Here is a 16,317-nt window from a genome sequence, read left to right as displayed (position 1 = left end):
TTTAGGAATAAAATTTTCTCAATTCCCATCCCAAATTCCTCTTTTTATTGAAAATTTAATAATAGCTGTTTCATCAACCGTTGCAGATTAATTGTTCAAACTTTTTAGAACTTTAAATTTTCCATTTTGCATTAGTTAGTCTATACTTCTGGGTGCAAAATACCAATCTAAACTCTACCATCAAAAATCGATTTACCCAGGAGATAATTTATGAGTGTGAAAAAGAAAAAATTTACCAAATCAACATCTTCCCATAGTCGGAAGTGTATTTGTCCAATTTGCTGCATTGTTCCTCCCTATATGCTGAGGGAAATCGCTATAAATGGAACAGATGAACAACGTAATTGGGCTTTTCAAACATTAATAGTTTCCGAGCAGTTTCGCGGACGAAGGGAAGCAATTGGTGGGATTTCATTAATGACCCCAGCAGGGGAAAAACGCCGCACTATTTATGATGCGAAAAATGGGATTGAGTTACCAGGAACTTTGGTGCGTGTGGAAAACGATCCGCCAACAGGTGATTTAGCGGTAAATGAAGCTTATGATGGTTCGGGCGCGACTTACGATTTTTTCCGTGATATTTACGATCGCAATTCCATCGACGATCGCGGTATGCGTTTAGATTCTACCGTTCATTATGGCGTAAATTATGACAACGCTTTTTGGAATGGTAATCAAATGGTTTACGGTGATGGAGATGGGCAAATTTTTAATCGGTTTACTAAAGCTGTTGATGTGATTGCTCATGAGTTAACTCATGGAGTAACAGAGAACGAAGCGGCTTTAATTTATTATGGGGAATCAGGGGCTTTAAATGAATCTTTTTCTGATGTTTTTGGGGCTTTAGTAAAACAAAGACTGCTCAATCAAACCGCAGAGCAAGCTGATTGGATTATTGGCGAAGGTTTGTTTACCGAAAAAATCAATGGTGTGGGTATTCGTTCCATGAAAGAACCAGGAACAGCATACAACGATCCTTTACTTGGTAAAGACCCCCAACCTGCAAATGTTAAAGACCAATATCGAGGTCGAGATGATAATGGTGGGGTGCATATAAATTCAGGAATTCCTAACCGTGCTTTTTATTTAGCTGCGATCGAAATAGGCGGTTATGCTTGGGAAAAAGCCGGAAGAATTTGGTATATTGCTTTGCGCGATCGCTTACGTTCTAGAGCTAATTTTAGACGTGCTGCTAATACAATTATTGCGATCGCAGGCGAATTATATGGCCCTGAAAGTTTAGAACAAAAAGCAGTCCGTAACGCTTGGCAACAAGTAGGAGTACTCTAGAGGCAGAGGCTCCAGGGGCTCCAGGCACAGAGGCGCAGAGGGGCTCCAGGCGCAGAGGCGCAGAGGGGCTCCAGGAGAGGAAAATTCAAAACTGCCCACCTCCCTAACCCCTAACCCCTAACCCCTAACCCCGCCCTAGTCCCCAGTCCCCAGTCCCTAATCACTTTGCTCTTATCAGCCATTCTAAAAAGGGTCTTAAAGTATCTGGAACTGCTTGTTCGCTAACTCTAACTCTGTGTTGTCGCTGACTTTTTTCTACAGTGATTTGGTACTGGAAGCGATCGGGTTGAGAATTAGCAGAAGTTATAATTTCAGGTAATTCAAAGAAATCAGCTGCCTCAATTAACAGCTGTAGGTGATTTCTTTCGCTTTCTGGAAGCGTATCAATATCAATTGTTTTTGTCATCCGTATTCCGGCAAAACCACCAGTACGTTCAAAAATTACCCGCATAATTAAAGAGATTGGTAATTACTGGATTTTAGATTTTAGGTTCTCAATCTAAAATCTAAAATTAGTTAGGCCATCACCATACCACCATCGACATTAAACACTTGTCCAGTAATATAAGCGGCAGCAGGATCGGCAGCTAAAAAACGCACCATACCAGCAATTTCTTCTGGTTTTCCGTAACGTCCTAAAGGAATATATTTGAGGATTTCCTCAGATTTTAAATTGCTGGTCATATCTGTTTCAATAAATCCTGGTGCAACAGCATTTACTGTAATTCCCCGACTAGCAAATTCTTTGGCAATAGTTTTAGTAAAACCAATTACGCCAGCTTTAGCAGCACTATAATTTGCTTGACCAGGATTTCCCATTTGTCCAGCCACAGAAGTAATATTAACAATTCGACCAGAACGTTGTTTCAACATTACTTTACTAACGGCGCGAGTACAGAGGAAAACGCCTGTTAAATTCAGGTCAATTACCGCTTGCCAATCTTCTGGTTTCATGCGTAATAAAAGTGTATCGCGGGTAATTCCGGCATTATTAACTAACACATCGAAGCGACCCCACTTTTCCATAACAGTATTGAGGAGACTGTCTACTTGTTCAGCTTGCGAAACATCTGCTTGTAAGGCGATCGCTTCACACCCCATGCTGTTAATTTTGGCTACCACTTCTTCAGCTGCGGTACTGGAACTAGCGTAGTTAACTACCACTTTTGCGCCTTCTGCGGCTAACGCTAAAGCAATGGCGCGACCAATTCCCCGTGATGCACCAGTAACAATAGCAACTTGTCCACGTAAACGCTGAAGATCCTCTGGCAATGGTTCCATGAAAAATTCCTCTTTTCTGTCTGAATGCCACAGTAAGTAAAAACACTGCGCTAACTATCTTAGGTTGATTTGTACCCTAGTCGGACAGAATTTTTTAAATAAGGAATTAGGATGTATTTATGGTTGTTCAAAAAGGGGTTTTATTATATGGCGACAAAACAAGAGTTCACAAGTTTTGACGATTTGTTAAGTCAGTCCGATTTGCCTGTGTTGGTGGATTTTTACGCTGAGTGGTGTGGCCCTTGTAAAATGATGGCAAAGATTTTAGAAGATGTGAATGCTCAGTTGAGCGATCGATTAAGAATTGTAAAAATTGATTCCGAAAAGTATCCTCAGTTAGCATCGCAACATAATATTTACGCTTTGCCAACTTTAATCCTGTTTAAAAATGCCGAACCTGTAGACAGAATTGAAGGAGTGCTTCAGCCAGCACAACTAATTCAACGTTTACAAGCTTTGATTTAATTGATGGATAATTTACTTAAGCCACCCGATTTTCTCTTTCGGGTGGTTTTATAATTAAGTAGGTGCAAATAAATAAAGTGAAAATAATTATCTATCAATGGGGCGGGCTCTCCTGCCCACCCCACAAGAAAGCTGAAAATCTTGTGGGGTGGGCAGGAGAGCCCGACGAGAGTTTTACATTATTTAGATCTACCTACTTAAACTAAAATTTTTTCATAGGAAAGACAATGGCTGAAACTAAATCTAATCGGGTGGTACGGCGAGGCAGAATTTTTCCAGAAATCCAATGGTCTGAGGAAAGGAAAGCACAATGGCAAGCTGAAAGTAAAGCCTTCCGTCAGCGATGCGAAGTAATTTTTAAACGAGTGCAACCAGAGTTAATTAAAACTCATTACAACTGGTATATTGCTGTTGAGCCTGAGAGTGGAGATTATTTTATCGATAAAAATGAAATTTTAATTGGTCGGCAATGGTTGAAAAGTCGGCGGTTGGTGGTGGATATGTTATCAGGTATTTTGACTTTGGGGAATGGTTGAAAAGAGCGATCGCTAACTCTAAAAAATCAGCTTTATGTAAATTATTGGTGCGTTACACTGCGTTAACGCACCCTACAATTAGTAAAAAAAATTATTGGTGCGTTACACTGCGTTAACGCACCCTACAATTAGTTTAAGTACGTTTGCAAAGTAACCAGCGTAATTCCATTGGTGGTCTACCATTAGCTATGGGGAAAAGATCTCTACCAGTTGACCAATTAATAAACCAACCTGTGGGAGGCCAAGCTTCTTCTGGTAAATTTTCTTTTTCATATTCAAATACTGGTTCATCGGAAATTATTTCCAATGGTAAACCTTCCATTGCTGATTTTAAATCTGCTCTTGTAAATACAGATGACCAAGCAATTTCTGCCATTTCTCTGACAGTGCGATCGGGTTCATAACCATCAACAGCTAAGAAAGTATTAAATAGTAATAAGCCACCTGAACGCAAGACATCACTCATTTTGGCTAGCAAAAGTCGCAGTTGGTCTGCATCGCGAAAATGGGAAATTACTTCGGAAACAATTGCTAATTTATAGTGTGCAGGTCGCATTCTTACCATTGGGTCGAGAATGTTACCTTCAGTAACTACTATTGGCAAACTTTCTGCTTCTACAGCTGCTTGAATTTGTTGGACAAAAGCGGGTGTTAGTTCTACAGCGTGAACTAAATAACCCTGTCTTCCTAATGGCAATGTGTTGCGACCTGTTCCGGCTCCTACGTCTAAAATTGGTGTAGTACTAGGGTCTTGGTTCATTTCTGATACCACAGACATGACTTTGGCATCTGGATGAGAACCAAATAAGGGGGGTTTTCTGTTTTCTACCCAGCTTTTATATTGGTCTGCAACTGTAGAAACGGCTGTGGAAATGTTGCAAGTTAAACCCACTTCTGGCGCTTTGGCTGGCTCGTATTTTATGATTACGTTAGAGTGGGGAGAAACTTCAAATCCTTGCTGTAGTCTTTTACTAAGAATCTGACGCAACTGATCTAATTCTGCTTGTGAAAAAGGTCTACCAAAGGTTTCAAAGAGTGTTTCCAGTCGCTTCATGTAATTATCTAGCATGGATGGTACGCAAGGCAGTACCAATTCTCCACGCGGATAAATGCGAGTATTTAGCTTGCTGATAATGATTTTTTCCAGTACAGCCGGGTCGGTGATAAAGGGCTGTTGCTCTGTCTTTGCTGGTGTGTCTTTAGAAGCGACCAAGTTGCTAGTCTCCGTTGCTTGAGATCTGTCAGAGTTAGGGGTCGAGTAGAGAGTCACCCCTCTACCCTCCCATTCAAAACCGTACTTGCGACTTTCACCGCATACGGCTCCTTGTTGTTCCGGTGTTTGTCACCACATACCGCGTTACCCATTTGTAGGGTTTAGGCGATTAGAAAGGGTTTTGTTCAATGTACCTTTCTAATTCTTTGTTGCCAGTAACTTGTTTATCACAAGCTGTTTTATGGTCGTGGCAATGTCGATGGAGAAGTTGTTTATTGTTGACCTTTTCAGTTCCACCAAGGGAGGTTCTGATGATGTGGTCTAATTCCATTAAATCCCCATCTTTAAAGAGTAATCCACAGTGGGCGCATCTTCCGTTTTGTGCCTTCAGGAGATACGAAATCCTTTTTGGCATATCCGGGTTTTGCCCCATTCTTGTACTCCAGTATATGATGTCCCCATCATACGGGCTTTTATCTCCGACTACCTTGATGTGCCGAACTATTGGAGTCTCAGCGTGTCTTAATAGTCTTAATGGGTTTTCTTCTCTTGTTGAGAAGACCCAATTTCTCCCGTTGACGGTGTGAAAGTACTTCTTCATTACTTTTGTAATGTTTTTCCTTCCTCTTCTTCTAACCGCCCAAGCTCTGAGTTGTTGATAGATAATATTGTCGGCTTTGGAAAATATCTCTTTGCTGACCACACACGAGTAATAGTTACTCCACCCTTTGATTACAGGATTGATGCGCTTGATTAGCAATGCCTGTGGTTGGTGTTTATTTTTGTGAATGATTTTACCCGTTTTTGTTGTGTGTTTTTTCAACGCCTCTTTGCTTGGTTTGATGTTGGTTTTGAAGTCTAGTATTCGACTTTTGAATCTTCCGCCTGTTTTTCCATAGTGAGTTTTTCCCACTTTATATTGGCGGATATTGAATCCCAGAAAGTCAAATCCGATATCTCCTTCATACTTGTGGAGGGTATGAGAGATTCTTGTTTTACTATCTTTCAACCTTAAACCCATGTCTTTCAGGAATTCTTCTATCTTCTGCCTACATCTTTGGACTATGGTTATGTCTTTGTGTAATATCACAAAATCATCGGCATATCGAACTAGATAAGCGGTTTTGGACACCTCTTTAACTAGTGATTCCATCCCATGAAGGGCTATATTGGCGAGTAATGGTGATATTACTCCACCTTGAGGGGTTCCCTCAGATGTAGCCGTGAATGTTCCCTCGTCTATCGCTCCCGCTTTTAACCATGCTTTGATTTGTTTTCTCATGGTAGGGAACGTATTTAATTTGGATAGAAGAGCCTGATGGTTGATTCTATCGAAGCATTTTTCTATATCAGCATCTAGTACGTATTTTGGCTTTTTATTGATACTGACATATATTTGTCCGATAGCGTCATGACATGAGCGCCCTGGTCTGAAACCGTAACTGTTTGGCTCGAAGTGAGCCTCCCATTCTGGTTCCAATGCTAGTTTTACTAGTGCCTGCAATGCACGGTCATGTATAGTCGGTATGCCCAAGGGTCTTTTTTCGTCTCTTCCCGGTTTGGGTATCCAAATCCGTCGTGCTGGCTTGGAATTGTGTGTTAATCTCAGGTTGTTTGCCAGTTTTATACGTGCTTCTGGGGATAGGCTTTTCTTCCCGTCCACTCCTGCCGTTTTCTTGCCTTGATTGTCCTGAGTGACCCTTCGTACCGCCAGACATTTTGCTGACCAGGACTTCATCAGTGTTTTCTGGAGTCTGCGTTGTACTCTGACATCACCACGTTGAGCGGCTCGGTAAATCCGTTTTTGCAACTTGTATACACGCTTTTCTATTCCTCTCCAAGGTAGTTTTTTCCATTCTTTATGGACTACCCCTTTGAAAATAGGGATATCGTGAATCCATTCCATCCTGAAACTTAGTTCGGCTTTAGACATATTTATTGCTACTTACTGCCTTACCATCCGAATCAACGTGCCTACGTCTGCTTATCTCCCGCATTACCAGGAGCATTTGCTTCTTAGGCAATCCCATTCAATGTGTCTTGCGCCTGAGTGACTGCTTATGGTATCGACCTACCATAAGAGAACACATTGAGTTACTTCGTTCCTAGTTACCGTTTGACGTTAGTTTTTAGGTTCTTCTTTTCCACCGGGGCTATTTTGGATGCAGACTTAACAGAAATCAAAATCTGTTATGCTTTAACATTAAAATAGTAAATTTAATGTCCAATGCCCGTCCCTTCTGGGCAGGGTTTTCCCTTTTCCTTTTGGGCAAGCCGATAACCTGCTTAGGCTTGTAAATCGTGACGATGGTTCTGTAAGAAGTTCGCTTACTAACCATGACTAACTGTGCGTGACGGGGTTTATCGGGTCAGGTTCCGATATACCGCCTTACTTTCCCAGCTTTCCTAGCTTGATACTCAGTCTCCCCAGGGTGGGATATGCTGTCATCGCCTGCATCTAGCGAGAGCGGAATTTCACCGCTACGGTTACTAAGTTGTTAAAGGTTTGTTTCAGTTTTTACGAATAACTGAGAGCCTTTACCCTGCTTGCACTTCGGTTCATTAACCTTCCATTTTGGCAGGAACGAATCGCACTTGATTTTCGATTTTATCTTAACCTTTGACTTTCAGAGTTAAGCGATCGCTTTTCCCCCATCCCACTTTACCCGCTGCGAACCCACCCCGCTTGCCAACTCTAGTTGCAGCCAATATACTTTAATCAGCTAATTTTCTCCTGAAATCCAGCCAAAGTATCGCCAATGTCTGACACTCCTTTAATTGTTTCTCCCCAATGGCTATCTGAACATCTGGAAGACCCCCAAGTTATCATTGTTGATTGTCGTTTTTCGTTAGCCGATCCAGAATTAGGACGCAAACAATATCAAACTAGTCATATTGCTGGTGCATTCTATCTTGATTTGAATCAAGACCTTTCTTCGCCAGTGGGAGAACATGGGGGAAGACATCCGTTACCTAACATAGAAAAATTAGCCCAAAAGTTAGCAGCAATTGGCATCAATTGTCAGGAAACTTTAGTTGTTGCTTATGATGATTCTCGGTTTGGTTTTGCGGCGCGTTTATGGTGGTTATTGCGCTATATGGGACATGACAAAGTAGCTTTGTTAGATGGTGGGTGGAAGTCTTGGGTGAATGGTAATTATCCGGTGTCAGATGCGATCCCAACTGGTAAACCGGGGAAATTTGTGGTGAATTTGCGATCGCCAATAGTGGTCGATATTGAAACAGTTAAAAGCCGCAAAGATTTACCCGAAGTTGTTTTAGTTGACTCGCGAGAAGGCGAACGTTACCGAGGGGAAAAAGAACCAATAGATCCGATCGCCGGACATATTCCTGGTGCCGTAAACTACCCTTGGCAAGAAGTCACAGACGAACAAGGAAACGCCAAACCACCAGAAGCACAAAAAAGCCGATGGTCAGATGTAGAAAACGCCGAAGAAATTATTGTTTATTGCGGTTCTGGCGTGACAGCTTGCGTCAACTTACTCTCATTAGAAATAGCCGGAATTAAAACAGCCAAACTTTACGCAGGTAGTTGGAGTGATTGGTGTTCCTATCTTAATAAATCGGAAATGTGATGCTGTAAGTGAGATTAAATAACCAATCATTGTAATTCAAGAAATTCTCCGAAGAATCTCCCGTACTAAAGCCAAACTTAAAAATTAATTGGTTCTGGCGATTTATACTGTAAGTCACCCGACCCAGAAAGCGACTAAAATAATCTAGACGCTGTACTTTCGTGTAGTCAGAGAGGAAAAATTGGTATTCAACACCGACTTGGAAAGTTGGGCGAACATAGTAACCTAAAGAGAGAGTTAAAAAGTGAGTTAACCGACTGCGATCGTCCGGGTCAGCCAAATCCAGAGCCACATTATAATAAGAAAATAGCTCTAATTTTGGAGAGAGAAAATCGCGTCGTGATAACCACAAATAGAAGAAATTTTCCTGCAAAAAGCGATCGCCATTAGTCCGAAACAGCTGTTGATTATACCAACCAACTTCCCCAGTCATCCGAGAATTTAACTGTTGACGAACACCCGTTTTAAACCGCACCAAATTATAATCAAACTGAGACTCCTTAAAATAACGAGTCAAGTTCCCATCCAAAGAAAAACTTAACCAAGTCCTCTCACCAATCTTTGGCGTTGACCAAAACAGCAATCCAGGGGAAAACTGTGAATCCGTAACCGGATCGATACTAAAAAAAGGATTATTACTGCGGGAAAAATTTAGCGTAGGCACAAAATATAAAACAGGTTGGCGTTCCGTAGGCGGAACCCTTTGTAACCGCAACCGCAACCTACCTAAATCGGGATCGATCTCTACATTCTCTGGTGTTGATTGTGTTTCCGTTTGAGCCACAGAAGAATCAGAATCAGGCAGATTATTTGGTGGAATATCATCCACTGCTAAACTTTCGACAGTCACCACACCATCAAGGTTTACCGCTAAACCTGGAATTTGCAAATCTGCTGCGGACTTACTTACCGAATCCAAAACAGTTTTTTCTTCAGAAATCAGTGGTAAATTAGGAGCCAGATGACGTAAACTTTCCCCGGAAAAATCAGGAGCAAAAGACTCTCTTTCCAAAGTGCCTGGACTAGCGACAGCAGCATTCAAATCCCAAGTCAAACAAGCTACACCACTAGACAGTAAAAACAACCAGAAAAAAAGACTTTCTTTAGGTTGCCGCAGTGGTTCTAAATAGTGCTGTAAAGAAACTTTTAGCTTGCTAATAATGGTACTCCCGGAAAGAGATTGACAGCGGAATACTGATTTAGAATTAATTCTCAACCTAAAACCACCCACAAAGTTGGATTAAATTAGTATCAACACCTGAATCTAACTAAAGGAATGACGCTTAAATGGTTGATTCCATTTACCCAAAAGTGAAATCAAGCCAGACACTAAAGACCTTATCTTTGTAGTATGGGCTTAAAGCGGCTATTCCAATTACGATGGTACGGGTTTTCTTGCTGAGGTAGATCCATGTCTCAAAAGTTAATTCTGCTTGTGGGCGTAATTTTATGGGGCATTATAGCCTTCTCACTACCCAAGGCGGTACGTGCTCAAACGCCCTTAACCAGAGCCATTGTTGAAAGTATACGTAATTTAGTGCGGCTGATTCCGCAAAATCAAGGAGGGCGACCTGCCAGAATATACGATCGAGTCAGTCCGGGAGATTCCCTGGCAACAGGGCCAGAATCTTTAGCAGAATTACGCTTCGATGATGGTTCTTTAGCCCGCATTGGTCAACAAGCAGTATTTTTGTTTTTACCCAATACCCGTACTTTTCGGCTGAACAACGGTACGATGTTGCTGCTGATTCCGCCTGGGCGGGGCGAAACTCGCGTGCGAACGCCTAACGCTAGAGCAGGAATTCGAGGCTCTGCCTTATTTGTGCGCTACATTCCTGATACCAATACTACGATCGTAGGCGCTCTCACAGATAGCAACATAGAAGTATTTAACCAAAGTGGCTCACAACGAGAAGGACTGCGAGCCGGACAGTTAGCAGTCATCGAAAAAGACAGAATTACAGGCATATATGATTTTGATCTAAAAACTTTTTATGAAACCAGTGAATTAACCAGAGGTCTCAATCTAACTGAATTAACAAACCAAGTTGCAACCGATCCCGCTAGAACACAAGTTCAAGCTGAAACTTCCACAGCTTTAGCTGCTCAGCCTCCTATAACTGGTAAAGGTATTCTAGAAACTCCAGCTTTTGTCCGCCTTCGCACAAATATATCAAACCCATACCAAGTTGTGCTGCGATGCGCTGCTTCTGGCGTTGCGGGAAAGCAGGAAAGCCGAGCAGTAGATGAGTCTTTCCAATTACAAATTTCTTTTTCTCCTGCTGCTAGTTCCGGGAATACCTCAAATTGCGATCTGTCACTAGCCTTTGATGAATCTAAAATTATCCTCCCTCAACCGAATCCGCCTTTACCAAACAATTCGCCTATAGATAGAAATCCTTTAGAATCATTCCCTCCCGTTGAAGCTGGGGAGGTTTTGTTTAATCAATCACCGCCTGCGCCACCCCCGCCTGCACCACCGCCGCCTGCGCCACCCGTAGAACCACCACCGCCGCCTGCGCCACCGCCGCCTGCGCCACCGCCGCCTGCGCCACCGCCGCCTGCGCCACCGCCGCCTGCGCCACCACCGCCTCTGCCACCACCGCCTGCGCCACCACCGCCTCTGCCACCACCGCCTGCGCCACCGCCGCCTCTGCCACCACCGCCTCTGCCACCACCGCCTGCGCCACCACCGCCTCTGCCACCACCGCCTGCGCCACCACCGCCTGCGCCACCACCGCCTGCGCCACCACCGCCTGCGCCACCGCCGCCTGCGCCACCACCGCCTGCGCCACCGCCGCCTGCGCCACCACCGCCTGCGCCACCACCGCCTCTGCCACCGCCGCCTGCGCCACCGCCGCCTCTGCCACCACCGCCTGCGCCACCACCGCCTGCGCCACCGCCGCCTGCGCCACCGCCGCCTGCGCCACCGCCGCCTGCGCCACCGCCGCCTGCGCCACCGCCGCCTCTGCCACCACCGCCTGCGCCACCACCGCCTGCGCCACCGCCGCCTGCGCCACCGCCGCCTGCGCCACCGCCGCCTGCGCCACCGCCGCCTGCGCCACCGCCGCCTCTGCCACCACCGCCTGCGCCACCGCCGCCTCTGCCACCACCGCCTGCGCCACCACCGCCTGCGCCACCGCCGCCTGCGCCACCGCCGCCTGCGCCACCGCCGCCTGCGCCACCCATAGAACCACCGCCGCCTGCGCCACCGCCGCCTGCGCCACCCATAGAACCACCGCCGCCTGCGCCACCACCGCCTGCGCCACCCATAGAACCACCGCCGCCTGCGCCACCACCGCCTGCGCCACCCATAGAACCACCGCCGCCTGCGCCACCGCCGCCTGCGCCACCCATAGAACCACCGCCGCCTGCGCCACCACCGCCTGCGCCACCGCCGCCTGCGCCACCGCCGCCTGCGCCACCGCCGCCTGCGCCACCGCCGCCTGCGCCACCCATAGAACCACCGCCGCCTCTGCCACCGCCGCCTGCGCCACCGCCGCCTGCGCCACCGCCGCCTGCGCCACCGCCGCCTGCACCACCACCGCCTGCGCCACCACCGCCTGCGCCACCGCCGCCTGCGCCACCGCCGCCTGCACCACCACCGCCTGCGCCACCACCGCCTGCGCCACCACCGCCTGCGCCACCACCGCCTGCGCCACCACCGCCTGCACCACCGCCGCCTGCGCCACCACCGCCTGCGCCACCACCGCCTGCGCCACCGCCACGGCCAGAGGCTTAAGTTAACGGGTTAAAACCCGTTGGCGATTTCCCAAAAACTTCTCTGTGCCCCCGTGTCAGTCTTAACCAAATACTTTCAGTAGATCACAAAGTTATTGATGAAAGTGGGGTGTAGGGGTTAGGGGGTAGGGGCAGGGCTAATTCATGGTCAACAGAGAAATTGATTTGTGTAGGAGAGATGTTGCAAACAAAGGAAAAATCAACTTGCCTCTCATCCCAAGAGTCCCAAGAGTCCCAAGAGTCCCCTTGTCTGTTTAATTTTATTTGATGACAATGAATCAGCCCTGGGGGTAGGGGGTAGGGAAAAGAGTCGGACTCAAAAGGGGAAACAAATCGATCGCATTGTCCAATATTTGTTCCCTACACCCATTCCCCCTAACCCCTACCCCCTACACCTGCCTTTACAGATCGCTTTTCGGTCTACTGACTTTTGATTACACCCTTAAGCTGGTGTGTGTGGTTGGTCTAGTTACGATGTGCTGCACTAAAACGCCGATTTAGTAATCATAGAAACCCTGTTTTCCAGGTTATCTTGAATACTGAATCGGCGCTTTAGTGGACTTTAATTTATTTTGTTATCAGAAAAGCTATTGGCGTTTACCAGTTTTTCAGAAATAGTTTTTCTGATTAGTGATAATTTAATTGTTAGGCGGTAGGGAAAACGTTTGAGATTCGACAGACCAGTTTTTTGTGGGAGTATTAATTTCTGAAAAATCTGTCATATCTAACGAATCATTTGTCCAGTTTTTGGTATCTATTTCCTGTTCTGAAGCATCTGTGATTTCCAGTGAAGCTTCTGACCAGTTTCTCGTAGGAAGGTTTAATTCTAGGTAATCTGTTTTTTCTGGTGTATTTTTTGTTGCAGGCAAAGCATGATTAGGAGAGTTGGTTAACTCTAAAAGATCTTCTATTACTTCTGTTGCGGTCTGATACCTTTGATTAAAATCGTAACACACCATTTTGCTGACTATAGCTGCTAGTTCTGGGCTAATTTGCACTTTATGTGTCCACAAGATTTCTCCTGTTTTTGGGTCTTGAATTAATTGTGTAGGAGATACTCCTGTGAGGGCTTTAATTGCGGTCATTCCTAATGCGTAGATGTCGCTGTTTGGTCTTGGTCTACCGCTACATTGTTCTGATGGTGCATATCCTTGTGTACCAATGGCGACTGTGAAGCGAGTTGAGCCTTCACTGTTTAGTACTTGAGTGCTAATTTGTTTGACTGCACCGAAATCAATGAGGACTAATTTCTGATCTGAGTGTCGTCTAATTATGTTGTTGGGTTTAATGTCTCGGTGAATAACTCCGTTATTATGGACGAATTCTAATACCGTTAAGAGCTCTTTTAACATATTGATGACTTCGCCTTCGGGAACTTGCTTACCTTGTGGTAATTCGTCTTCTAAGGAATGTCCATCAATAAATTCTTGGACTAGGTAAAATTCTTCATTTTCTTCAAAGTAAGCTAAAAGTTGGGGAATTTGGTCATGTTTACCTAGCCTTTCTAAGGTTTCTGCTTCTCGCGGAAATAAACGTTTAGCTAGGTCTAAATGTTTGGGGTTATGAATGTCTGGTTTAAGTTGTTTGACTACACATAAGGGATTGCCTGGTCGCTGGGTGTCTTGGGCTATGTAGGTTTCGCCAAATCCTCCTGAACCCAATATTTTAATGATTTCGTAGCGACCACCAATTTTTTTGCTGGATGATTCTAGGTCTTTTATGGGAAGTAGGTCGGCTAGATCGTCTTGTTGGCTGATAATTTGTTTGACGATCGGTGAAATTGCATATCGCTTTAAGGTTTGATGGAGTAAGAGTTTTTTAACTTTTTCTTGGGCTGCTGTGGTTGTTGAATAGCTAATCCCGGTGAGGACGATCGCCATCATTGGCACAGCTGTAGGTAATATTTTGTACCCGTGAATAAAGGCAATATAACTAATACTTCCCCAGGCAATGGCGATGCCTATTGTGTAGCTTAGTCTACTGGTATTATTTTTTTGTTTTTTGAGTATTATCGCTGCTCCACCAATTCCTATTAGTACAACTATTGCTTCGATAAATCTATTGGAAATTGCTTTGGCGAGGGCTGTTCCTTGCTGCAAGGTGGCGATCGCATTGGCATGAATTTCTACTCCAGGCATTTCTGAACAAAATGCTGTGGGATAAAAATCTTTTAAGCTGGGATCAGTGGCTCCAATTAATACAATTTTGTCTTTAAATTCCTGAAGGATTTTTTTCCCTTCTCTTGGGTCTAATACTTGCCAAAAGGATATTTGTTTAAATGTGCCTTTGGAACCGAAGAAATTTATGCGATCGCCTTTGGCTGGCGGATAATTTATTTTCGCAGCTTGTAATGTTGCTTCGGCAAAATCAAACCCAGCTTTCTTTAATTTCAGGTTGTCAGTTGCTTGTAGCTGGTGTTGATAATTTGCTGCTAATTTCTGACGATAGGCGTTAGTAAAACGATGAATTTTCCCATTTGGCTCTAATAAATAATTAATTGAACCCAGAGAAATTGGATTTGTTTGTAATAGTGGTAATGGTTCTATTAGTTGTACTTGTACTCCGGTAGGAGTGTTGTATTCATCGTAAGCTACTGGTAAAGTAATCCGACCTGCAAAGCGCTGTAATGTTTGTTGCAAGCGGCGATCGTCTGCTGCTCCATAACTGCTAGGATCAACAAATTCTATATCTACAGCTACAGATTTTGCCCCAGCAGCCATTAGTTTATCTATTACTTGTGCATAAGCTGTTCTTTTGAAGGGAAAGCCTTGTAATGGTTCTAAACTAGCATTATCTTTGGGATTAATTTGATATAGTTGTTTGGGAATTGATAATGTGTCATTGTCGATCGCTAAAATCACAATGTTATCAGGTGGAGCAATTGGCCCTCGCAGTTGAAAAAATAGGTTTTGCATTTCGTTTTCAACTTTCTGCACTACTTGCGGGTTCATTCCTGTGGCGATCGCTGCTGCTATAACCCACACTCCGGCAACTATATTACCCCAACGATGAAAACGATTAGTCTGCAAAGGTTTACCTCTGGATTTGGAGCTAGTTAATTTGCTTTTTACTGAGGGAAGTTCTGTAGTAGACTTATCTAACTTACTGGAGGCTACGGTTGGTTTTAATGGCATATCTTACCTCTCATCTTGAGTTGAGTATTTATTATCTGTAAGTTTCCAATTTTATTTGTTTATTCCTTATTTAGAATAGCTACTTGGCTCTTTAGTTCTTTATTACCACAGGTATATTTTGCTTCACTTAACTAATCCAACTTTTTGGCTGTGATGAGCAAAAGGTAATTTCTGGATTTTGTTCCCAGATCTTTAGAAAAATTAACTCTCTGCCTAGTATAACTGCGATCGGAAGTTTATCTTCAATATCCTTTGCTAAAATTTTTGTATGTTTTTATACAAAAGACCGGGATAACTTGTGGCGATCGGGAATTTATCGAACCGGAATCCTGGCAATTTGTTTTCTCCTGATTGATTGTAGTATCAGTTTGATTATCGGACATAAAACTTAAATTTATTGCAACATTAAGAGAATGTGGTAAATATAACCAACTAGCAATTAAAAATTTTAATGATAACTCAAAATTAGAACAGCAGTGTAACTAATTTTCTAGTATCGACGTTTACTTAAATTAGTGAAGCCCCACTGAAATAGTCCAAAAAGTAACTTAAATAGTTACATAATTTCAGACTCAGATAGGATAGTCATAAAAGCCAATAGCAGTGGAAACTTAACTTATATCCCTCCTGTCATACTTAGAAATGAATAGTTTGGCTTCTTGACCTTGGTACACCTTCTGTCCTAACCTGACTACATACACAAACCTGTAGTTGTGGTGAAACATCGCTAGGCTAGTATTACTTAGAAATGTTAAGAGGAAGTAACTGATGGAAAACGACTAACTTACCCTTCAGGTTAAACAAGTAGGTAAAATATATTTTTTGTCAAGTAGCCTAGTTAGTAGAATTAGCTTCTCAGAGTTAAAATGCTAAAACAGGTGATCCCAGGTGATTCGGCTCTCATAGAGCTAGGCTAGAGATAAAACAAAATTCAGTAAATTTACTGGGGGAGGAAAATATGGACTAAGATGGAGGCTAAAAAGCAATCAACTCAATAAATTTAGTAAAGTAGAGTGAAAATAGGATGAACAGTCCCTAGCGCACTCTATGGAAGTCAATCC

12 protein-coding genes and 1 pseudogene are annotated in these 16,317 nt (G+C 44.0%); 5 read left to right on the top strand and 8 right to left on the bottom strand.

The window, feature by feature from the left end:
• Positions 1 to 210 precede the first annotated feature (210 nt).
• Positions 211 to 1,290, top strand: a complete 1,080-nt coding sequence (locus ACE1CI_RS10095; protein WP_413266166.1) for a M4 family metallopeptidase — start codon at positions 211 to 213, stop codon at positions 1,288 to 1,290.
• A gap of 160 nt (positions 1,291 to 1,450) precedes the next feature.
• Here the strand turns inward: ACE1CI_RS10095 and ACE1CI_RS10090 are convergent, their stop codons facing one another.
• Both ACE1CI_RS10090 and fabG read right to left on the bottom strand, forming a co-directional pair.
• The gene (locus ACE1CI_RS10090; protein WP_413266165.1) at positions 1,451 to 1,741 is read right to left on the bottom strand and encodes a protealysin inhibitor emfourin; all 291 of its coding nucleotides are present in this window, start codon (positions 1,739 to 1,741) and stop codon (positions 1,451 to 1,453) included.
• Positions 1,742 to 1,806: 65 nt separating this feature from the next.
• On the bottom strand, positions 1,807 to 2,571 hold the full coding sequence (gene fabG / locus ACE1CI_RS10085; protein WP_413266164.1) for a 3-oxoacyl-[acyl-carrier-protein] reductase: 765 nt from the start codon (positions 2,569 to 2,571) through the stop codon (positions 1,807 to 1,809).
• Between the two features lie 147 nt (positions 2,572 to 2,718).
• On the opposite strand from fabG, the gene trxA reads away from it, so the two are divergent.
• Entirely contained in the window at positions 2,719 to 3,036 is a 318-nt protein-coding gene (gene trxA, locus ACE1CI_RS10080; RefSeq protein WP_413266163.1) for a thioredoxin, read from the top strand.
• Positions 3,037 to 3,263: 227 nt separating this feature from the next.
• Complete coding sequence (locus ACE1CI_RS10075) at positions 3,264 to 3,572, top strand: hypothetical protein (protein ID WP_413262825.1); 309 nt, start codon at positions 3,264 to 3,266, stop codon at positions 3,570 to 3,572.
• Between the two features lie 133 nt (positions 3,573 to 3,705).
• Here ACE1CI_RS10075 and ACE1CI_RS10070 read toward each other — a convergent pair whose 3' ends face one another.
• Positions 3,706 to 4,785, bottom strand: a complete 1,080-nt coding sequence (locus ACE1CI_RS10070; RefSeq protein ID WP_413262824.1) for a class I SAM-dependent methyltransferase — start codon at positions 4,783 to 4,785, stop codon at positions 3,706 to 3,708.
• A 169-nt stretch (positions 4,786 to 4,954) separates the two neighbouring features.
• The gene (gene ltrA / locus ACE1CI_RS10065) at positions 4,955 to 6,691 is read right to left on the bottom strand and encodes a group II intron reverse transcriptase/maturase (RefSeq protein ID WP_413262826.1); all 1,737 of its coding nucleotides are present in this window, start codon (positions 6,689 to 6,691) and stop codon (positions 4,955 to 4,957) included.
• 853 nt (positions 6,692 to 7,544) lie between these two features.
• On the opposite strand from ltrA, the gene ACE1CI_RS10060 reads away from it, so the two are divergent.
• Positions 7,545 to 8,381 carry a sulfurtransferase gene (locus ACE1CI_RS10060; protein WP_413262823.1) on the top strand — a complete coding sequence of 279 codons (837 nt, stop codon included), beginning with the start codon at positions 7,545 to 7,547 and terminating at the stop codon, positions 8,379 to 8,381.
• On the opposite strand, the gene ACE1CI_RS10055 is transcribed toward ACE1CI_RS10060, so the two are convergent.
• Positions 8,362 to 9,597, bottom strand: coding sequence for a hypothetical protein (locus ACE1CI_RS10055; RefSeq protein WP_413262822.1), 1,236 nt, complete (start codon positions 9,595 to 9,597; stop codon positions 8,362 to 8,364). The genes ACE1CI_RS10060 and ACE1CI_RS10055 overlap by 20 nt on opposite strands.
• Positions 9,598 to 9,792: 195 nt before the next feature.
• Between ACE1CI_RS10055 and ACE1CI_RS10050 the strand changes: the two are divergent.
• A pseudogene (locus ACE1CI_RS10050) lies at positions 9,793 to 10,167 on the top strand (FecR family protein); the annotation flags it as partial.
• Between the two features lie 41 nt (positions 10,168 to 10,208).
• Here the strand turns inward: ACE1CI_RS10050 and ACE1CI_RS10045 are convergent.
• The 3 genes from ACE1CI_RS10045 to ACE1CI_RS10035 all read right to left on the bottom strand — a co-directional run bounded on the left by ACE1CI_RS10045 (position 10,209) and on the right by ACE1CI_RS10035 (position 15,256).
• Complete coding sequence (locus ACE1CI_RS10045; RefSeq protein WP_496615621.1) at positions 10,209 to 10,349, bottom strand: hypothetical protein; 141 nt, start codon at positions 10,347 to 10,349, stop codon at positions 10,209 to 10,211.
• A 477-nt stretch (positions 10,350 to 10,826) separates the two neighbouring features.
• On the bottom strand, positions 10,827 to 11,840 hold the full coding sequence (locus ACE1CI_RS10040; RefSeq protein ID WP_496615620.1) for a hypothetical protein: 1,014 nt from the start codon (positions 11,838 to 11,840) through the stop codon (positions 10,827 to 10,829).
• Positions 11,841 to 12,760: 920 nt separating this feature from the next.
• Entirely contained in the window at positions 12,761 to 15,256 is a 2,496-nt protein-coding gene (locus ACE1CI_RS10035) for a CHASE2 domain-containing protein (protein ID WP_413266530.1), read from the bottom strand.
• Positions 15,257 to 16,317 lie beyond the last annotated feature (1,061 nt).

This window comes from Floridaenema flaviceps BLCC-F50 (assembly GCF_041929275.2).
Taxonomy (GTDB): Bacteria; Cyanobacteriota; Cyanobacteriia; order Cyanobacteriales; family Aerosakkonemataceae; genus Floridanema; species Floridanema flaviceps.
This window is presented reverse-complemented; position numbering and strand designations above follow the sequence as displayed.